Below are 20,108 nucleotides of genomic sequence, written 5' to 3' on the forward strand. Positions count from 1 at the left end.
CCGTTGCTCGGGAACGGGCACGGCGGGTGCGGAGGGCGGTCCGGGGAAACGGGCTGGCCGCAAGGCCAGTACCGCGCCCCGGGCCGACCCTACCTGCTCGGGCTCAAGGGCACGATGAGCGAGGCGGAACTCCACCTGATCAAACAGCGGATGTGGAACGGACGCCTGAACAAGGCCCGCCGAGGTGAGCTCGCCTTTCCGCTGCCCAGCGGCTATGTCCGCCGTCCCTCGGGGGAGGTGGCCTTCGATCCGGACGAGCAGGTGCAGACCGTCACCCGCCTGGTCTTCGCGCAGTTCGAGCGGATCGGCACCCTGCACGGCCTGTTGCGTTTCCTCGTCGACCACGGCATCCAGCTCGGTATCCGGCTGCGGGAGGGCCCGGACAAGGGCACTCTGGAGTGGCGGAGGCCGAACCGGATGACGCTGCAGACCCTGCTGCACAACCCCGCCTACACCGGTATCTACGCCTACGGCCGGCCCCGGGTGGACCCGCGCCGCAAGGACCCGGCCCGTCCGGGCACCGGGCGGGCCGTCCAGGCCCGGGACGAGTGGCTCGTCATGATCCCCGATGTCCTGCCCGCCTACATCTCCATCGACCAGTTCGAGGCCAACGAAGCGAAACTGGCGGCGAATTGCGCCCGCGTCGAAGCGATGGGAGCGGTCCGCAACGGGCCCTCGCTCGCGGCCGGGCTGCCCTGGTGCGGACGCTGCGGCAAGCGCATGAACGTGCGTTACCACACTCAGCGCAGCCATGCTCTGCCCGAGTACCTGTGCTCCCGGGACGTCACCAACTACGGGGCCCTTGCCTCCTGCCAGCTCCTGAACGCCGCCTGCGTGGACGCCTTCGTCACCGCACAGGTCCTCGCCGCGCTGGCCCCCGCCGCGGTCGAAGTCTCGCTGACCGCCGCCGGCCAGGTCCTCACGGAGCGGGCCGAACTGGAGAAGGTGTGGTCGCAGCGGCTGGAACGGGCCGAGTACGACGCCGACCGGGCCCGCCGCTGCTACCACCTGGCCGAACCGGAGAACCGCCTGGTCGTGCGCCAGCTGGAGAAGGACTGGGAGACCGCGCTGGCCACCCAGCAGGAACTCTGCGAGGAACGCGACCGGTTCAACCGCACCAGCCCGCGCACCCTCAGCCCCGCCGAACGGCGGACCATCACCGCCCTGGCCAGCGACATCACCGGGCTCTGGAACGCGCAGACAACCACGGTCATGGACCGCAAGGAGATCGTCCGCGCGGTCATCGACAAGATCGTACTGACGGTGATCGGCACCAGCGAACGCGTCAAGGTGACCATCTGCTGGGCCGGCGGCGCCACCACGACAGGCGAGGTAGTCCGCCCGGTCCAGAGCCTCAAACAGCTCAGCTACTACCCTCAACTCGCCGCCAGAATCAGGGAACTGGCAGGTCAGGGCATGCGCTCCACCGGCATCACCCACCGCCTTGAGGCCGAGGGATTCCGCCCGGCCAAGGGCGGCGACCGGATCACCCAGGGAACCGTCCACGAACTCATGCGCCGACTCGGCTGCTCGTCCGACCCCGTCCACGAACGCCCACCCGCACCTCCCGGCGAGCAACCCGGACCCGACGAGTGGTGGCTGGACCAGCTGTCCGCCGAACTCGACATGCCCAAGGCCACCCTCTACCAGTGGATCCACAGCGGCTGGCTCACCGCACGCAAGGAGAGCCGTCACCCCCACCGGCTCATCGCCCACGCCGACCCGGACGAACTCGCCGAGCTCCACGAACGCCGGACCCGACCCGCCGGTTGGTACAGCCGACGCCTCTGGAACCAGCCCGCCGACGTCTCCGCACCGATCACGCCAGAAGACACACATCCATGAGTGCAGTGTGCTTGACACGTCTCGACGGTCCAGCGGCGCGGGATGACCGTGAAGCCCTTGACGCCCGGCGGGCGTTGGACGGGCTCGACGTAGCCGAGGCGGGCGCCGTGCTCGATGGCGGTGGTGCGGTAGCCGGCGTCCGCCCATGCCTTGGTGACGTGCGGGTGGGCGGCTGCGATGCGGGACAGGAGGGTGACGCCGGCCGCGCGGTGTCGGAGATGCTGGGCGGTGACCAGCACGGTCAGCAGCAGGCCGAGGGTGTCGCAGCCCAGGTGGCGCTTGCGTCCGATGATGCGTTTCCCGGCGTCGGTGCCCTGGTCTTCGAGGTGCACGTTGGCGGAGGTCTTGATGGTCTGTGAGTCCACGCAGGCGGACGGCTTGCTGTTGCGTCCCTCGGCCTCGCGGACCAGGCGGCGAAGCAGCCCGGTGAGTTGGGCGAAGACGCCGTCCTGGTCCCACTGCGCGAAGTAGCCGTAGACCGTCTGGTGGGGCGGGAAGTCGTGGGGCAGGTAGCGCCAGGGGATGCCGGTGCGGTTCATGTACAGGATGGCGTTCATGATTTGCCGCAGGTTGTGTTCGGGCGGGCGTCCGATGGCCAGGGCGTGCTGGCGGCGCTCGGCCCGCCAGGCCGTGAGGACCGGTTCGATCAGTGAGCCTTTTCGGTGTGGCCACCGATGGGGTGACGAGGATTGGGGCAGAACGGGCGGAGCCCCTGGGCTATTGAGAGGGGAGTCGAGGCTCAACTCTCCGCCCCGGGGGCTCCTTACGTTGTTGGTGGGTTGATTCCGGTCCTTCGTAAGATCGGGAAGCCCAGGGGTAGTGGGTGTGGCTGTGGCTGTGGGGCTCTTGCCTTCAGTGGCTTCAACGGACTGGCCGCCCGCCTCCCCGCGACGACGCGGGCACTGATTGGGATACGCGAACAAGATCGCTGCGTAAGGACACGCTGCCGAGGTCGTCTGCCGGGTTGTACGACGGATCGACAACGGAGGTGGCTGTGCCCGAACTCTGGGCCGGTACGGATGTGGGCAAGGCCGAGCATCACTGCACGGTGATCGACGCGAACGGCACACGCCGGCTGTCACGGCGGGTGGTCAACGAGGAGAGCGATCTGCTCAAGTTGATCGGGGATGTCCTCTCACTGAGCGACGGAGACCCGGTGACCTGGGCAATCGACCTGAATGCCGGCGGGGCTGCGCTGATGATCGCCCTGTTGCGCGACAACGGGCAGCAGGTTCTCTACATACCCGGCCGCACCGTCTACCACGTCTCCGGTTCCTACCGCGGTGACGGCAAGAGTGACGCGAAAGATGCGTTCGTCATCGCGGACCAGGCCCGGATGCGCCGGGACCTCCAGCCGGTCCACAACGGCGGTGAAATCGCCGTTGACCCGCGGATTCTCACCGCACGGCGGATGGACCTGGTCGCGGACCGCACGAGGGCGATCAACCGGATGCGGGCCCAGATGCTGGAGTACTTCCCGGCGCTGGAGCGGGCCTTCGACGACAAGCAGTCCAAGGGAGCTCTGGTGCTGCTGACTGGGTACCAGACCCCGGCCGCCCTGCGCCGCATCGGCAAGACTCGCCTCGCGGTCTGGCTGAAGAACCGCAACGTCCGCAACTCCCAGCCCGTCGAGGCCGCCGCAGCCCAGCACACCGCCGTCTCCGGCGAGAAGCTGGCCGCCGCCATGGTGGCCAAGCTCGCGGGGGAGGTGATGGCCCTCGACGTGGAGATCGCAGAGACCGACGAGCTCATCGAGGGCCGGTTTCGCGAGCACCAGCACGCCGAGACCATCCTGAGCATGCCCGGTCTCGGTCCCATCCTCGGGGCCGAGTTCATCGCACACACCGGCGGTGACATGAGCGTGTTCGGCAGTCCCGACCGCCTCGCGGGGGTCGCCGGGCTGGCTCCGGTCCCCGAGGACTCCGGACGCATCAGCGGCAATATGCGCCACCGCCCGCTACTGCCGGCGTCTCATGCGGGTCTTCTACATGTCCGCTCAGGCCGCCGCGATGCACTGCCCTGCCTCCAAGGCGTTCTACCAGCGCAAATGGGCCGAGAAGAAGACACACAAGCAGGCCGTCATCGCCTTCGCACGCCGACGCCTGAACGTCCTGTGGGCACTCATACGCGACGGCCGAACCTTCCAAATCGACCCACCCAAAAACGAACCCACACCGGCATGACTCGCTCACGATCCGTCACTGCTCAGGCTTGACAGCCTCATTGGGAGTCCGTTGGTTACGTATCCTGCCTGTCGATCTGCCGCACGCACTCGTGGAGACGGTGACGATGCTGATCGTCCTTCGTGAGGGTGACCGCAGGTGCAAGCTGCGTCCGCATCAGCGTGCCCTGGTCGCGCTGGTGTACCTGCGCCAGCACATCACTCTGGCCCAGATCGCCGCCGGTTTCCGGATCAGCGTGGGCACCGCCCACGCCTACGTCCGCGCCGTCGTGATGCTGCTGGCCCGCCGGGCACCGGGACTGACCCGGGCCCTGCGGGAGGTGAAGGCGCGAGCGGAGTATGTGCTGGCCGACGGCACCCTGACGGAGTGTGACCGGGTCGGCGATGCACGTGCCGACTACAGCGGAAAGCACCGCCGCCACGGCGTGAACCTCCAGGTCATCACCGACCCCGGCGGCAGGATCGTGTGGATCTCCCGGGTCCTGCCCGGCCGCACGCACGACCTGACTGCGGCCCGTCGGCACCGGATCATCAACACCTGCCGACGGCTGGGCATCCCGGTCCTGGCAGACCTGGGCTACCTCGGCGCCCGCGGAACCTTCGCAGTCCCGCACCGCCGCCGTCCGCGTCAAGAACTCACCGCCCAGCAGAGGTCGTTGAACAAGGCTCACGCCAGGCTCCGGTATCCCGTCGAACGCGGCATCGCCCGCCTGAAGACCTGGCGGATCTTCCGCAAAGCCCGCTGCAGTCCCACCTGGCTCACCACCGCGGCACAGGCCGTCCTCACCCTGGAGAGCTACAGTTGAAAAGGCTGTCCGCCGCACAGGGCGCGGGGAACCGTCAGATCCACCCCAACTTGGTTGCCTTCATGGCCAGTTCGAAGCGGTTGCCCGCTCCCACCCGGGCCGTGATGTCGGCGACCATGCGCCGCTCGGTACGGACCGAGATCCCGAGGGCCCGGGCTACGGTCTCGTCCTTGTCGCCGTCTGCGAGCATGCGCAGCATCTCCCGTTCCTGGGGAGTCGGCTCCGGTCCGGCCGGGGTGTCGGAGGGGGGTTCCATCGGCTCGGAGTCCTTCCAGTAGGCCTCGAACAGTGCTTCCAGTGCTCGGATCACGGGCGGGGTACGGATCAGAAGGGCGGTGGGCTGTCCGTTTCTGGGGTTGCCGGGGATCACGGCCTCCTCACGGTCGACGATCAGCAGCCGCATCGGAAGCGAAGGGGCGAGCCGGATCTCGCTGCCGTGGCTCCTGGCCCACTTGACGTAGCTGATGGTCACCCGGTCGTTGGTGATGCTCTGCAGGTAGAGGCTGCGGAAGCACACCCCGCGCAGCATGGCCTGCTCGTTCAGCGGCTGTCCTGCCTCTATTGCCGCCGTGGGCAGTGCGCCGCCCGGTTGGAAGGACAGGGCCTCGTGTGTGCAGCGGCTGGCCAGCGTCTCCAGCCTGGTGCGGATCTGGTCGAGGCCCTCCAGCAGCTCCGTGCCGTCGGCTGGGGGGAAGGCGCCTGTTGCTCCGGTGGACGCGTACTCGGTGGCCAACATCGCCAGTGCCGTCCGGGTCTGGGCCAGCCGCTCCTGACGCAGGGCCAGGTCCTGCTGTTCGCGCTGCAGCATCAGTTCCAGGCCCAGATCGGGACTGATGGCCCGTACCAGGTCCGGCTGTTCCCAGGAGGGGCGGAGGAGCGCCAGGGCCGTCAGGCGGTCCATTGCCCTCTGCACCTGCGCTGGGGACATGCCGAGCCGGTCGGCCAGGCGGGCGCGGTCATGCTCGTGATGGAGCAGCACGGCCCGGTACACCGCGAGATCGTTGGCGTCGAGTGCGGGTGACTCGTCCACGGGTGTCCTTCCCTGGCCGGCTTGCCGGGACGTGGTTGTCTCACGTCCCACGGTGCGCCGGCGTCGTGAAATCCAGGCTGTGTGCGGCGGCGGGTCGCATGCGCGCGGTCCCGGGCTGTGCGGCCTCAATGCCCTTGCCCTATGGGGGTGCGCAGGGGAGAGCCGGGCCGGGGGGATGCCATGACACCGGGCTCGTCGGCTGCGCAGGGTCGGGACATGATGTCCGCGGCCGGCGCGGTGTGGTGCGCGAGGGGGGCTGCCGCGCCTTGTCCAGGAGGAATCCGCGGCGGGCGTGGGCGAAGGGCCACACCCGTCGGACCCGCCGGACGGTGCCGGTTGATGAACTCCCCAACTCTCCTCCCTGAAGCCTCAGTCGCAGTGGACCCTGGGGCATCGTGACGTGTCCCGACGGTGGTGGCCAGACACCTTTGCGCCGGGTCCTGGCCGTGAGGTACCTGTCTGGCAGCCCGCTGCATGGCAACCAGATGCCACGGGAAGGCCCTTACGGCGGCATCTGCCGGGTGCTTCTCTGTCTCCGCGTCTTGAGCCCCTCCGTCGGGCCCGGGCTGCACACCCCCAGCCAACCGTGCAAGGGAGACACCATGAAGGCCATCCAGCGGCACCTCGGACGATGTCTGCTCGCAACTCCCGCTCTTCTCGTCGTCGTGTTCGGCAGCTGCGCGGTCGTCAGCTCCACAGGAGGGATCACCCAACCGTCTCGCCCATCCCTACGATCCGTCACCGCGGCGCCCGGTGACTTCATCTGGCCCCTTGCTCCCGTCGCACCCGGCCCCGGCAGCGCACGGGATGCCTGATCAGGCTCTCCCACCGTCGGCACGAGTGGCGCTGCTCATCGACGGGTACGGACCGGTCGGGCGACTGCTGTGTGCCCGGCTGGTGGCCAGCGGAACGGCCGTGGCGGTCGTCGGCCCCTCGGCCTACCGGGCGGCCCTGCTCTGCCGGGAACTGGAGGGAGCCGGCGCCGCGGCGCTGCCCTACGAACTCGACTCCCGTGACGCGGCGGCGTTGCGACGACTGCTGGCCGAGGTGACGGCCGAACTGGGCCGCATCGACTGCCTGGTGGACCTGCTCCCTGGTGAAGCACCCGACTACCCCCTGGCGAACGCCATACGGAACACCCTGATCGGCGCCGGGCGTCCGGCCCGGATCGTGCTGGTGACACCCCAGGAGCACGCCCTCGAGACGGCCCGCTGGGTACGCGCGGCCAGCACACACCAGGTCCAGGTCAATGCTCTTGCCGCTGCGGCCGGAGCATCGACCGAGCGCATCGCGGGCGCCGCTCTGCTGCTGCTCGCCGTGGATGCCCAGGGCATCGGCGGACAGCTCATCGAAGTGGACTCCGCTGCCGGGCCGTGCTGAACGCCGCAGCCCCGCCTGCCGTCACCGATTCGAGAAGAAGGACCGCACGTGGACTATTCGGCATGTCCTGCGGCAAACAGCACCCCGATGCAGCACCCGCCACGGCCCGACCTGGGCCCCGGCGTGCTGCGTTATCGCGGCTTCCGACTTGATGGCGGCGCGCGGTGCGGACACCTGGAACTACCGGCGGGAGCGGTCTCCGTGGTGCTCCTACTCGAGGGAGAGGTGCGGCTCGGCAGCCCTCCAGGCGGCCCCCTGTCCGCAAAGGCCTACACCGCTCCCGTGTGCGGGCTGCGGACGAGCGCTTTGTTCAGCGAGCACGACTCCCGGCTGACCGGCATCGAGATCACCCTGGCGCCTTGGGCGGCCTACCGGCTGTTCCGCATTCCGATGCATGAACTGTCCAACAGAGTATGGGAGTTGTCCGACCTCCCTGGTGACCTCGGCGGCGGACTGTCGGCGGCGCTGGTGGCCGAATCGGACTGGCGCAGACGGTTCGCGCTGCTCGACACGGAGCTCGCCGCACTCTGGTCGGCAGGGCCCAGCCACGCACCGCCCGTCGCCAGTGCCTGGCGACGCCTGGCCCAGCATCCGGGGGCCCTGTCCATGGCGCAGCTGGCCCATGAAGTCGGCTGGAGCCAGAGCCAGCTGGAACGCCGCTTTCTGGAACAGATCGGAGTGACGCCCAAAACGGCGGCCCGCATCATGCGCCTGCGCCGGAGCCTGCGCCTGCTCACGGACGGGCACTCCACCGCAGAGGTCGCGCTGCTGGCCGGCTATTACGACCAGGCTCACTTCAGCCGCGAATTCAAGAAAATGACCGGATTCCCGGCACGTCTGCTGCGGAGGCACCGAGAGAACTCCGAATTTATACAAGACCGCCGCTGCGGTCGACCGGCACAGTATTCATTGCCGGAACTCGTCCGGTGAGAGGAAGCCGCACGTTTCCCGCGCCTGAAGAGGCAGGAATTCGAGCGGTGTTGGACACATCTCGACAACCACAGGAGTGGTGACATGTTCAAGAAGCTCGAAGCCGCCGGAAGTGCTCTGCTGGAGCGTCTCGTGCCCCGCGTCGAGGCCTCGGCGTGTGGCTGGAACTGCTGGAACGACTGCTGGCAGTGCGCTCACTCCGCCTGCAAGGTGAACACCTGCAACGGCCAGCTGGTCTGCCTGTCCGGCAACTGCTGAGCCGGCTTCCGCTCTGCGGTGCGGCGGGCGCAGGCACGGTCCGCCGCACCGCAGGACCCATTCCAGGGAATTGAGCCCAGTCAACCGGAGGGAATTCCATGCCGTATGCGGCCATAGGAATCCGCTGCCTCATCGGAGTCATCTTTCTGACGTCCGCCGTCAGTAAAGTAGCCGGACGGCGAGCCCTACCCTCCTTCGTGGCCTCCCTGCACGACATGATGCTGCTCCCGCCGTGGAGCGTCGCCCCGGCCGCAGGCGGCGTGGTGCTCGCCGAATTCGCCTCCTGCACCCTGCTGCTGATGCCGCAGCCACAGGTGGCTGCGGCCGGTTTGGGCCTGACGGTCCTGTTGCTCACGGTGTTCACGGTGGCCGTCGCGATCACCGTGCGCCGGGGTACCCGCACCTCCTGCCGGTGCTTCGGCACCTCGACCACCCCTCTTGGCGCCCGCCACCTCCTACGCAACACCGTTCTCTTGGCGATCGCCACGCTCGGTGCGATCTGGACCGCCGGGGCTTCGCAGCCCCTGGCAGTGAGCCGGGCCGTCGTGCCCGCCGCGCTCGGCCTGCTGCTGGGCGGCCTGGTCACCGTGCTCGACGACCTCATCGCGCTGTTCCGCCCCGTCCACCAGGTCCCCGGCGCCTCCCGGCGGCGGCCGACCCGTCAGAAGGAGAAGCACCATGTCGTTCCTGATCCCGGCCGTGGCCCTGGTGGGCGCCCTGTGCGTGCTGGATCTCGTCCTCACCCTGGGCGTCGTCAAAAGGCTGCGTGAGCACACCGAGATGCTCGCCAGCAACTCGGCCGTGGATACGTACACCATCAACGTCGGTGAACAGGTCGGCGAGTTCACCGCTTCCAGCGTGGACGGCGAAGAGGTGACCCACCAACTGCGCCAGGACGACACACTGGTGGCCTTCTTCTCGCCCACCTGCGGACCCTGCCGGGACAAGCTGCCCAAGTTCGTGGACCACGTGGAGCGCGGTGGCATCACCCGCGACCGGGTCCTGGTGACCGTGGTCGGCGACGCCGAAGAGTCCCGCGGGTTCATCGAGCAGCTGCGCCCCATCGCCCGAGTGGTCTGCGAACGGTCGGACGGCGAACTGACCGCCGCCTTCAAGGTCAAGGCGTTCCCCACCGTGCTGAAGGTCTCGCCCGACGGCGCCGGCGGCGCCGTGGTCACCGCCAACGACGTGCGGCTGGACCAGCCCGCCGCCCTGGCGGCATGACCACCGACCGCCCGGGCCCCCGGCGGCTCACCGCCGCGTTCACCCTGGCCCGCGAGGCCGCACCCGCGGCTCTGGCCCTCTACGCGGCGCTCACCCTGGCCGCCGGCGTCATGCCGGTCGCGGCGGCCTGGCTGACCAAGCGGCTGCTCGACGGACTGGTGCACGGCGCGTCACTGGGCTCACTGGTCCCTCTGGGAAGCGGACTCGCGGCAGCCGGTGTGATCGCAGGCCTGCTCCCGCACGTCAGTGCCTATCTGCGGGCGGAGCTGGAACGTGCTGTAGGACTCCTCGCCCAGGACCGGTTGTTCGGCGCGGTGAACGAGTTCGTGGGGTTGCGCCGGTTCGAGGAACCGGACTTTCTGGACCGGCTGCGGCTCGCCCAGCAGGCGGGCCGCATGTCGCCCAACCAGGCTGTCGACGGCGTCCTCGGGGTCGTCCGGGCGGCCGTCACCATCGGCGGCTTCCTCGTCACCCTGCTGGTGATCAGCCCGACGATGGCCGCATTGGTGCTCCTGGCCGGGGTGCCCGTACTCCTTGCGGAGATCGGTCTCTCCCAACGGCGGGCCAGAATGTTCTGGGACATCGGACCGGCCGAACGCCGAGAGACCTTCTACAGCGAACTCCTGAGCACCGTCCGGTCCGCCAAGGAAGTACGGCTGTTCGGGACCGGTGGTTTCCTGCGCGGCCGGATGCTGGCCGAACGGCGAGTGGCGAACAAGGCTCGCCAAAGAGTGGACCAGCGCGAGGTCCGCGTCCAGAGCGGACTGGGGCTGCTGGCCGCCGCGGTCTCGGGAGCCGGTCTGATCTGGTCGGTGACAGCAGCACAGTCCGGTGGCCTCTCCATCGGTGACATCACCGTCTTCGTCGCGTCCGTCTCGGGCGTGCAGAGTGCGCTGACATCCATGGCGGGCGAAGTAGCCCGCTCACACCAGGCACTGCTGATGCTGGACCACTATGTGGCCGTCACCACCGCCGCCCCCGACCTCCCCGTCCCCCCGCGCGCGGTGGCCGCGCCCCCGTTGCGGCACGGCATCGAATTCCGCAACGTGTGGTTCCGGTACACCGACCAACAGCCGTGGGTGCTGCGCGGGCTCGATCTGCACATCCCGCACGGCACGTCGCTCGCGCTCGTCGGGCTCAACGGGGCAGGCAAGTCCACCCTCGTCAAACTGGTCTGCCGGTTCTACGACCCGACGCACGGCGCCGTGCTGTGGGACGGTGTGGATCTGCGCGAGATGGCCCCGGACGCACTACGCGAGCGCATCGGCGCGGTGTTCCAGGACTTCATGCACTACGACCTGACAGTGGCGGAGAACATAGCCCTCGGCGACCTCGCGGCGATGCACGACCAGGACCGGGTCCAGGCAGCCGCCGAACGGGCGGGGATCCACAGCAGGATCACCTCTCTCCCGCACGGATACACCACCCTGCTCTCCCGGACATTCACCGCCGGGCCCGCCGACGATCCGGCAAGCGGGGCCGAGCTTTCCGGCGGGCAGTGGCAACGGCTGGCACTGGCCCGGGCGTTCCTTCGAGACCGGCGCGATTTGATGATCCTGGACGAACCGTCGGCAGGGCTGGACGCCGTGGCCGAGCACGAAATCCACGGCGCACTGCGGGCCCACCGGGGCGGGCGGACCAGCGTGCTGGTCTCCCACCGGCTGGGCGCAGTACGCGAAGCAGACCGGATCGTGGTCCTGGCAGACGGCCGGATCACAGAACAGGGCGACCACGGCGCGCTGATGGCACGGGGCGGTGAATACGCTCGGCTCTTCTCATTGCAGGCACAGGGGTACGGAAGCGACGGCGGCTCCGACCCCCAGCTGATCTCGGGAGGCCGTTGATGAGGCCCGAACGACCAGGCCCTGTTCGGCCGGACCCCCTTCGCCCAGCCCGTCGGCAACGCCCCTCACGGGCGGCGCGAGGCATACTCATCGGCTGCGTGGCAGCCCTGACCACTGGTGCCGTGGTGGCCCGCCCGACGCACGGCAGGACGTGGGGCGCGCTGCTGGGTGTCCCGGCCGTACTGTTGGGCGCGGGGCTGGTGGCCTCCGGGATCCTCGGCCACCGGCTCGTCAGCGTCACCGTACGCGGCCGAAGCATGGAGCCCGGCTACCACGATGGCGACCGGGTGCTGGTGGAGCGGGGCGGCCGGCCCTCACCCGGGAAGATAGTGGTCATCGAACAACAAGGCCCGGACGGGCGATGGCGGCAACCACCGCTGCGCGCCACAGCCGGCCCGGCGGATGTCTACAGTCGCCAGTGGATCATCAAAAGGGTCGCGGCGGTATCGGGTGACGCGGTTCCCCGGGCCGCAGTACGGGCACTGGCTGCCGTGCCCGAACAAGAGGTGCCCGCCGGGCAGCTGGTCCTGCTCGGCGACAACCCCCAGGCCAGCCTCGACTCACGCCAGCACGGCTACTTCTCGGCAGAGCGCGTCCTGGGCACCGTCCGCGCCCCCGAATAGTCCGGCAGGTGCCGAGTGGCCGCGTTTTCGGGTTGAGGTGCCACGAAGTTCCCGCACAGGGGCCCAATAGGGTTGCCCTGAACAGGAGACGCGGATGAAGCGGCGCCACCCAGCAAGTCGCAGCCTTTCGGCCGCTCTCAATAAATCGGACTTTCAGCCCCATCGAGGCCTCGGCTTCTCGATTCGCAGCAGCGGTGTGGGCGGTCCTGTTCGTACGGGAATGGCAGAGCGCGGTAATACGGCGCGGCGTGGTGTCGCTGTGGGGGCGGTTAGGGCCCCTGATCACGTGGCCTGCGGCACGGCAGGGCTCACCGCCGCGCCCGCTACTCACGCGCGCCATCCGGCCAAGATTCCGGAACGCGCCGTCGGGAAAAACGTTCGTGGAAGCGATCTGGACGCGCCTCGGGGGCAGCGACCGCCGACCGGACGCACATATCCGCACCCGTGCACTGCCCGTACCCTCAACGTTTCTTGATAACGCCGTTCGTTCGCCGGTGGCTGGACAACGCCGATGTGTACAGGACCGGACGGAGCGTAGTTTTGCCGCCTGTCGCGCATTCGCGCGGCACGCGCAGCGCGCTTAACGGAGGTCCCGCAATGTCGATCTTTCCCTACCGGCAGTCCTTCGCCGGATCCGAAACACCGCCCGACTGGAAGTTGCTCGGCGCGGCGAAGATGACGGGCCAGGGCTGACTCGGCCTCACCCAAGCGGGGGCCTACCAGGCGGGGACTGCCCTGCTCGACCTCGCGTTCCCGAGCGACAGCGGGATCTCCGTACAGTTCGACCTCGCGGCGTACGGAGGGAGCGGCGCCGACGGGCTGTCATTCTTCCTGATCGATGGCAGGGCGGAGACCGACCCCGGTGGCCCGGGCGGGGCCTTGGGGTACGCCTGCTACCACAAGGGGCAGAACGACCGGAAACCGGGTGTCACCAAGGGGTACGTGGGTATCGGCATCGACCAGTACGGCTCATTCTCCAACCCGAAGGAGGCCGGTGACACCGGACCCGGGCGAAGTCCGAACAGCGCGGTCCTCCGTGGATCGGGGAACGGGTACGACGGCTACCGGTACCTCATCGGCAAAGCCTTGCCGTCGCTCAGCCTCACCCGCGGAGCCCCAACCCGAGTCCTGCTGTCGGTCATCGGCAACAAGGTGACGGTTGCGGTCCGCGAGGACAATCACTGGCGGCGGCTCATCGAGGACTACGACCTGTCCACCGCAACGGGGCAGGACCCGCTTCCCCGAACACTGAAGCTCGGATTCTCGGCCAGTACTGGCACGAACACCAACAACTACGAGGTCCGCGACCTCGAAGTCACCTTGCCGGCGGAGATGCCACTGCACATGAAAGGTCCACAGACCGCGCAGGCCGGCTCACCGATCGGCTACACGATCACCGTCGGGAACAAAGGCCCCAACGCCGTTCCTGACGCGAAGGTCCACGGCAAGCTCCCCACCGAGGTGACCGAGCCGGCCTTCGGGGAGTTCGTGTTCACCGGCGGCGCGACCGCCGGGAAGGGCACCATCGCAAGTGGCGCCTACACCCAGCCCCTGAGCCTCCCTGTCGGCAGCTCGGTCACCATGCCCCTGAACGGCAGGGTCGCCAACGGCGTCACCGGCAGTATCACCTGCGACGGCACGGTCACCTCGGACACCATCGCCAACACCTCGGACCACTACTCCGATTCCGTCACGACCACGGTGACGCCGGTGACGGCCGAGGTGCCGATCGGCATGAAGGGTCCGGAGACTGCCGAGGCGGGTAAGCCGATCTTCTACCGGATCACGGTCGAGAATCACGGGCCCGGTGCGGTGTCCGCTGCCCAGATCACCGGTACCACGCAGCGGGTCACCGGGGCGAAGCTCGATGCCTCACAAGTGTCGGGCGGAGTGGTCGCCGGACCGGGCGTCGTCACGGGTGACACGTTCACCCAGCCCTTCACCGCTTTCCCCCAAGGGCGGGAAAGTGACCGTCCTGCTCACTGGCACTGTCGACCCGACGTACACCGGCGAGATCACCGCCACCTCGAAGATCGACACCGGCAAGGTCGTCAACACCTCGCCCGACAAGACCGCCAAGGTCCCCACGAAGGTCGAACCAGCGCAGGTGGACATCGACTACACGCAGTCCGGGCCCAACCAGCAGTCGTGGCCCCCGGAGTGGAAGGGCTACGTCTGGACGTACAACTTCAAGCTGAAGGCCACCAAGAATCGCATCTGCGAGTGGACGCTCCGCTTCGATGTGACATCCCCGGGCGGCAAGTTCAATACGGGCGGGAACCCGGACCACTGGTACACGGTGGTGGACGACGGTGCCGACAGCGGGGGCGGCCACGCCACGAAGGCCGCCCTCGCCCAGGCACGGGAGCGACTGTTCCCCGCGCTCGTCGAGCTCGTCGGCTCCGCCGGGACCGTGACCAGTCTCGACATCGACCGCTACCTGACGGTGTGGGCCAACCTCATCCACCACGAGCGCGGGCTGGACAACATCCGCTGCTTCACCGCCGACGGCATCGCCGGCTTCCCCGAACGCGCCCCCTACGATCGGATGGTGGCCTGGTGCACCCCGCCCCTGCTGCCCAAGCCGTGGGTGGACCAGGTGGTCGACGGCGCCCTGATCGTCGCCCCGCTGTCCATCGCGGCGGTGCCCAACATGACCGTCGTCGCCAAAGTCCGCGTGAGCGGCGGACAGCCGACCGTGGAGGCCGTCTTCAACGGCGGCTATATCGAGGCGACTGCCTCACCGAAGACTGACCTCGACCTGCCAGGCCGCTGGGTGGACTGGGAGAACCGCGTCCCCGCCCCCTCCTGGATCTCCATCGCCTGGCGCGAGCGCGACGACTGGCGGCACACCGGCGCCCGCACCGCCCTGAACGTGCTCCTCAAGGACACCCACACCGAGCCGTACCCCGGCGAGACGGTCGACTGGCCGTCCTGGCGGACCTACGCGGCCGCCACCGGCGATCCGCACCTGACCATGGCCGGACTCAGCCCCGACCTGTGGGCCATCGGACACTCCACGCTGACGACGGCCGCGGTCCTCCAGCAGGACGGCACGATCATCGCCGACGCCCCCGACTCCCCGTCCCTGACGGTCCTGCGCGGCTGGCTGAGCGGGTGGGAGAAGGCCGGGCGCCCGGCCCCCGAGACCTACACCCCGGCCCTGGTCCGCTACGACGACGACCAGGGCGCCAGCGGCTGAAACCTGCGCCTGACCGGTGATTCACCCCTCCGTACGGTCCGGTGCCGGTTCTCCGGCGCCGGCTGCGGCATCCGGGGCGGCGCGGGGGCCGGGCATGGTGGGCAGCGTGATGCGGGGGTGCGCGGCCATGTCCAGCTCGAACCTGCCGTACGGGTTCACATGGGTCCAGAACAGCCAGCGGGGACAGCGCCCGCCGGTCCGTGTCCGTAGGGCGCTTCTGCCGCTTCTCCTCGGAACAGGATGTCCTGGAGCAGAAGCGTGTTGACACCAATGCCGACTGGAGGAGGTGCAGGGCGAGCATCGACACTTCCCGGCTCTCCTTGTCAGAGCGGTCAGGTCGCCGTCCTTGCCGTAGAACAGGTCGTGGTTGGCGGAGTTCCAGTTCTCCACGGCCTGGAGGCCATCGTTGATCCCGCGGCGCAGGTCGGCGTCGGCGAGGTAGTCGCAGAACGCCGTGCGTACCGCCCGCCCGAGTTCCTCAATGGCCTGGTAGGTGGGGTGCTTGGGGCCGCCGCGGGTGAAGCGGCGCAGGACCTGCTCGGCCCCGGCGGTGCCCAGCCGCAGGGCGGTGGTGTATTTGACGATCTGGTCGTACTGCTGGCGGATCAGCTCCCGGTTGATCGTCTTGCTGGAGAGCACCGGCGCCAGGTGCGGCCACTCCGCGTCCTCCCCGGTCGCCGGCCGGTACAGCCGCGCCGAGCCGACGTTCTTCAGCCGGGACAGCAGGTTGAAGCCGAGCATGTGGGCGAAGGCGAAGCCGACGATCGAGGCGCCGTGGGTGTCGGCTGGGCGTCCAGCGCCCGCAAACGAGCCCGCGCAGTGCTCGTCACACCGGTAGCTGCGGGGAAGGGGAGGTCGGTCGGCCGGGGGCCCTCTGCTTCAGCCTCGCACTCGTTGGAATCGGGCCCACACGGGGGCCGTTGACCGAGGTATGGACACCATGAAGAAGCACTGCCCCGGGTGCAAGGCGCGGGGTGCTTCAGTCTGCGTGGCTGAGCGATGAGGTGCGGCCGGTCGGCGTGTGCGGATCGAATTCAGACACGCGCTGGGCCGCGTACCAGCCGAGCGCGCGCACCATCGCCTTGTGGGGGGTGGGTGGGAGCAGCGGGTCGAGGGATTGCCAGGCCTGGTCGACCAGTTCCCGGGCCTCGGCGAGGCACACATCGAGGGCGCCGCTGTGCCTGAGCAGGTCTGGCGCCTCGATTGCGCCGGCGTCGGTGCGCGCGTGAAGGGCCGCGCGCAGGCGCCGGCGGTCGGTTGCGTCAAGGAGGCCGGTGGCGTGTGCCACGGGGTAGGTGACCGCGCCGTTGACCAGGTCTTCGGCAGGGGAACGGACGGCGATGCCCTGCCGGTATTCGTCGGCGGTGCACTGGCCGCACAGGTCGGTGACGTCGTCGCTGATCTGGTAGGCGATGCCGACGTCCTCGAAGTACCGGGAGATCGCCGCGAGTTGTGCGTCATCGGCGCCCGCGAGGATGGCGGCGACCTCGGCGGCGGAGCGGACGAGCCTGCCCGTTTTGAGGCGGTGGGTGGTGCGGATCTGGTCGAGGAGGGCTCGGGGGTCGCCGGTCTCGACAGCCTCGTCGAATGCGGCGTGGTGTCCGGCCAGGTCGAGGGCCTGTCCGGCGTGGCCGGCACACATGGCCCGCAGGTAGAGCTGGTAGATGCGCAGCATGGTGGGCGGGTCGGCCTGGGGGACGCGCTGGAAGAGGGGATCGAACGTGTAGTAGCCGAGAGTGCCGGAGGTGATCGTTTCGGCGGTGCCGAAGACCTCGTGGACGCTCGGCTGGCCGCGTTGGGTCGGGGAGCCGTCTTGGATGTCGTCGACGATCAGGGCTGAGGTGTGCAGGAGTTCGGTGGCCGCTGTGAGGGGACGGTAGGGCTCGGGGTCGGTGCCCAGGAGGCAGAAGACGGTCGCCGCGATGTACGGGCGCCAGGAGCGTCCGGGGTTGTCCAGCAGGTGCAGGACCGGGACGGCGAGGGCTTGGTGGAGACGGGCGTGGGCGGTGGCGTCCAGCTGTGTTCCGGCGTGTGTGCCCGCGAGGAGATCGAGGGCGGCGGTGTCGGCCGGATCGGCCGGGTACACAGCGGCGGCTTCCGCGCAGGCGATGCCGTGGCTGCGGCGCATGTAGCGCTCGATGTCGCCGATGGTGTTGTCCGGGAGCGTCTGGACGACGGCGGTTCCGGTCACGGGAAGGCCCCTCATGGTGCCGCGCACGGTGGCGGGACTCTCCCAGAAGGCGCGGCCCACGGTGAGAGTGCGGATCTCCCGCCCGGCGGTCGGAGCGGTGGCCTCCAGATCCAGGTCGAGCGCGGGGACGCTCACCTTTACTGCGGTCGGATAGGTGTTGAGGGTGGCAACTGAGGTCCAGTGCCGGGTCGGGTCCCAGGACACATCGTGGTGGCTGACGCCGCCATCCGGGGCGACGGCAGTGGCGCGGGTGATGGCCGACGAGGTGGCGCCGTTGGTGGATCGGAGGTGCGCGCCTGGGTGGCGCTGATCTCCCAGCCATTGTCGAGTTGCAGGCCGGCCCACTCCCAGATGTGGTCCGACAGGCCCCGCGTCTGCTGGTTGCGGTAGTAGGTCGCGCCCCAGTCGTGCTCGAACCAGGCCCGCCCCTCCACCCGCTTCGGTGTGCCCTCCTCCATGAGCAGGGTGCCCCGGACGTCCAGGCTGGACAGGAAGAGCGAGGTGAGCCCGGTCGCGTCATCAGGGAGTCGCCCCGAGGGGGCGAACTGCGGCACCGCCGGTTTGACCGGGGTGAGCACCAGGTCGAACCGTGCCTGCTCTTGGAAGGCCAGCCGGAAGCTTCCATCCTCCTCGCGGCGCAGCGCCGCCACATCGCCCACGGTGATGTCCAGTGTCCCGGCCAGCTCCGTCACGGGCTCCCGCAGCAACTGGTCGGGCAGCAGCGGGCCCTGCTCCAGGGCCTCGGCCAGCGCGGTGCGGACCCGCGGATCCACAGCCTCGTCACCGCTGATCGCCTGCCGGAGCACCCGCAGGGCGGTGGGCGTGATCCACGTGCCGTAGGAGAGGCCCGCCGGGCCGTGGTGCGTGGCGCACAGGCAGTAGCCGGGACCGGCGGCGGGGTCCTCCTCGTCGTGGTGGCGCAGGATGCTGAACGTCCAGGTGTGCGCCTGGCCGTCCTCGTCGCGCAGGTGCCCGGTCAGGTACCAGATCTCGACGCCGGCGGAGGGGTGAGGAGTGCCGAAGGCCGCCGCGTCGACACGGGGGTGCGGTGCCTGCGCGGGCACCCGCACCGTGGGGGCATGGGGGAGGTGGTCACTTCAGCGAACCTATGGCTCGCCGCCGGTGGGCCGGTGACGATCACACCGTTATCCACCTCATCGGATGAAACGCTCCGCTGGTCTTGGGCGATGCCGTGCCTTCGCCCCTCCGCGGGGCGTTGGACGGGGCCCAGCCCAGCCATGGTTCCACGTCCATGGCGCCACGATGCCGGAGGAAGCCCCCGATGGAAGTCAGCGATGTGCACCACGCCTACGGCAGGGGCGTGGTGCTGCGAGCCGACGATGCCGAAACAGGTGGATCACCACGAACGCCGCGAAGCGTTCGCCCGAGCGCTGTGGCGGGTGGTGGAGCAGCGGGGCGTCGCGCATCTGACCCTGCGTGAGGTCGCACAGGAGGCGGGCATCTCCCATGGGGCACTACAGCACTACTTCACCTCCCGAGAGGCGATGCTCTCCTTCGCCGTGGACCCCGCGTGGGAGCAGAAATCGCTGCGCGTCCGCCGGGGCTTCCAGGAGCTCGGCGACAAGCCGCACCCCCGCGACGTGCTCCGCGTGATGCTCACAGAGATGCTCCCTTTGCATACCGACGCCCGCGCGGCCAGCCGGATCAGCGCCGCCTGCGTCCTGGAGGCACTGCACAACGAGAACATCCACGCGCGGGCGCGCGACGATATCGCCCAAGGGCGCGTCGTCTTCGAGCAGTTGATCTGCCAGGCGATGGCCGACGGGCACATCAGCCCCACCCGCGACCCGGTGGCCGAGACCAATCTGCTCCTCGCCCTCACCGGCTTCACCGCCCTCATCGAACTGGACGTGGTCGAGCCCCAGGACGCGCTCACCGCAATCGATCAGTACCTGGACAGGCTGTTCACCAGAAACGATCACAGCACGCGACGAGAGGAAGAACGCAGCCGATAACGAGCGTTCGCCAACAGCCAAGAGCCGCAGCAGCGGCTGCAGTGGGTACCGGCGGTTTCTAGTGCTGGGTCGCTGAGCGGGTCTTTGGTGCGGCTGGTGGCAGGGTCGCGGCTCTGTACTACCCGTGGGTGACGGTGCCCGGACTGGACAGCGTGCAGCGCCAGGTGCCGCCGTGCGGACACATCGCCGGCGTCTGAGCACGCATCGACGCCGAACGGGGAGTCGCCAAGGCCCCCGCCAACGCACCGCTCAAGGAAGTGGTGTCCCTGCCGGTACAGCTCACCGACGCCCAGCAAGGCCCGCTCAACGACCAAGGCGTGAACTGCCTGCGGGACCTGTCCGGCCGCGGCCCCATGGTCTGCAGCGCCCGCACCCTGGCCACCGACGACACCGCCTGCTGGCGGATCCGGGGGTGGGCGCGGACGCCGGAGGATCTGGTGCCGTGCCCGGACTGCACGGCCATCACCTGCGGACCGTGGCCGATGTGTGGGCCGATGGGCGGCGGGTGGCGGTTCATTGTTACTAGTAGGACTCCGTTAGGTCTGTCTCGATCTTGGGGTCCTGCTGGGCAGGGGTTGTTGGCAGGTGGTGCAGATGCCGGTCCAGCACCTCAGGGT

13 protein-coding genes and 5 pseudogenes are annotated in these 20,108 nt (G+C 69.1%); 13 read left to right on the forward strand and 5 right to left on the reverse strand.

The features are described from left to right. Nucleotides 1-150 precede the first annotated feature (150 nt). Nucleotides 151-618: pseudogene (locus ACIBK6_RS41480) on the forward strand (recombinase family protein); the annotation flags it as partial. Between the two features lie 1,073 nt (nt 619-1,691). Here ACIBK6_RS41480 and ACIBK6_RS41485 read toward each other — a convergent pair. Then, nucleotides 1,692-2,543: an IS5 family transposase gene (locus tag ACIBK6_RS41485; protein ID WP_399058566.1), complete on the reverse strand. Its 852-nt coding sequence runs from the start codon at nt 2,541-2,543 to the stop codon at nt 1,692-1,694. Between the two features lie 290 nt (nt 2,544-2,833). Here ACIBK6_RS41485 and ACIBK6_RS41490 point away from each other — a divergent pair. Next, nucleotides 2,834-4,028, forward strand: a pseudogene (locus tag ACIBK6_RS41490) (IS110 family transposase). Nucleotides 4,029-4,079: 51 nt separating this feature from the next. After that, nucleotides 4,080-4,833: pseudogene (locus tag ACIBK6_RS41495) on the forward strand (transposase family protein). A 34-nt stretch (nt 4,834-4,867) separates the two neighbouring features. Here ACIBK6_RS41495 and ACIBK6_RS41500 read toward each other — a convergent pair. Next, nucleotides 4,868-5,863, reverse strand: coding sequence for a LuxR C-terminal-related transcriptional regulator (locus ACIBK6_RS41500; protein ID WP_399058544.1), 996 nt, complete (start codon nt 5,861-5,863; stop codon nt 4,868-4,870). Between the two features lie 840 nt (nt 5,864-6,703). Between ACIBK6_RS41500 and ACIBK6_RS41505 the strand changes: the two genes are divergently transcribed. From ACIBK6_RS41505 to ACIBK6_RS41545, 9 genes and pseudogenes are all read left to right on the forward strand, one after another. After that, nucleotides 6,704-7,243, forward strand: a complete 540-nt coding sequence (locus ACIBK6_RS41505) for an SDR family NAD(P)-dependent oxidoreductase (RefSeq protein ID WP_399058546.1) — start codon at nt 6,704-6,706, stop codon at nt 7,241-7,243. A 48-nt stretch (nt 7,244-7,291) separates the two neighbouring features. Beyond that, nucleotides 7,292-8,173 (forward strand): helix-turn-helix domain-containing protein, encoded by an 882-nt coding sequence (locus ACIBK6_RS41510; RefSeq protein ID WP_399058548.1) that lies wholly within the window; start codon nt 7,292-7,294, stop codon nt 8,171-8,173. An 84-nt stretch (nt 8,174-8,257) separates the two neighbouring features. Then, the gene (locus ACIBK6_RS41515) at nt 8,258-8,431 is read left to right on the forward strand and encodes a hypothetical protein (RefSeq protein WP_399058550.1); all 174 of its coding nucleotides are present in this window, start codon (nt 8,258-8,260) and stop codon (nt 8,429-8,431) included. Nucleotides 8,432-8,529: 98 nt separating this feature from the next. Beyond that, complete coding sequence (locus tag ACIBK6_RS41520) at nt 8,530-9,201, forward strand: MauE/DoxX family redox-associated membrane protein (protein ID WP_399058552.1); 672 nt, start codon at nt 8,530-8,532, stop codon at nt 9,199-9,201. Next, a complete protein-coding gene (locus ACIBK6_RS41525) occupies nt 9,110-9,655 on the forward strand; it encodes a TlpA family protein disulfide reductase (protein ID WP_399058554.1) in 546 nt (181 codons plus the stop codon). Before ACIBK6_RS41520 ends, ACIBK6_RS41525 begins: the two co-directional genes overlap by 92 nt. Then, a complete protein-coding gene (locus ACIBK6_RS41530) occupies nt 9,652-11,499 on the forward strand; it encodes an ABC transporter ATP-binding protein (RefSeq protein WP_399058556.1) in 1,848 nt (615 codons plus the stop codon). Before ACIBK6_RS41525 ends, ACIBK6_RS41530 begins: the two co-directional genes overlap by 4 nt. A gap of 98 nt (nt 11,500-11,597) precedes the next feature. Beyond that, complete coding sequence (locus ACIBK6_RS41535) at nt 11,598-12,122, forward strand: S26 family signal peptidase (protein ID WP_399058558.1); 525 nt, start codon at nt 11,598-11,600, stop codon at nt 12,120-12,122. Nucleotides 12,123-12,890: 768 nt separating this feature from the next. Next, nucleotides 12,891-13,778 (forward strand): annotated as a pseudogene (locus ACIBK6_RS41540) (hypothetical protein); the annotation flags it as partial. A gap of 310 nt (nt 13,779-14,088) precedes the next feature. Beyond that, nucleotides 14,089-15,324: a protein-L-isoaspartate O-methyltransferase gene (locus ACIBK6_RS41545; RefSeq protein WP_399058560.1), complete on the forward strand. Its 1,236-nt coding sequence runs from the start codon at nt 14,089-14,091 to the stop codon at nt 15,322-15,324. A gap of 21 nt (nt 15,325-15,345) precedes the next feature. On the opposite strand, the pseudogene ACIBK6_RS41550 reads toward ACIBK6_RS41545, so the two are convergent. The 3 genes and pseudogenes from ACIBK6_RS41550 to ACIBK6_RS41560 form a co-directional block, all read right to left on the reverse strand. Continuing rightward, nucleotides 15,346-16,098: pseudogene (locus ACIBK6_RS41550) on the reverse strand (Tn3 family transposase); the annotation flags it as partial. A gap of 205 nt (nt 16,099-16,303) precedes the next feature. Continuing rightward, nucleotides 16,304-17,770 carry a polyprenyl synthetase family protein gene (locus ACIBK6_RS41555; RefSeq protein WP_399058568.1) on the reverse strand — a complete coding sequence of 489 codons (1,467 nt, stop codon included), beginning with the start codon at nt 17,768-17,770 and terminating at the stop codon, nt 16,304-16,306. Beyond that, on the reverse strand, nt 17,653-18,579 hold the full coding sequence (locus ACIBK6_RS41560; RefSeq protein ID WP_399058562.1) for a lipocalin-like domain-containing protein: 927 nt from the start codon (nt 18,577-18,579) through the stop codon (nt 17,653-17,655). Before ACIBK6_RS41560 ends, ACIBK6_RS41555 begins: the two co-directional genes overlap by 118 nt. A gap of 288 nt (nt 18,580-18,867) precedes the next feature. Between ACIBK6_RS41560 and ACIBK6_RS41565 the strand changes: the two genes are divergently transcribed. Then, on the forward strand, nt 18,868-19,491 hold the full coding sequence (locus ACIBK6_RS41565) for a TetR/AcrR family transcriptional regulator (RefSeq protein WP_399058564.1): 624 nt from the start codon (nt 18,868-18,870) through the stop codon (nt 19,489-19,491). Nucleotides 19,492-20,108: the final 617 nt, after the last annotated feature.

Origin of the sequence: Streptomyces sp. NPDC050485 (assembly GCF_044458185.1) — a bacterium.
In the GTDB taxonomy this organism is placed as follows: Bacteria; Actinomycetota; Actinomycetes; order Streptomycetales; family Streptomycetaceae; genus Streptomyces.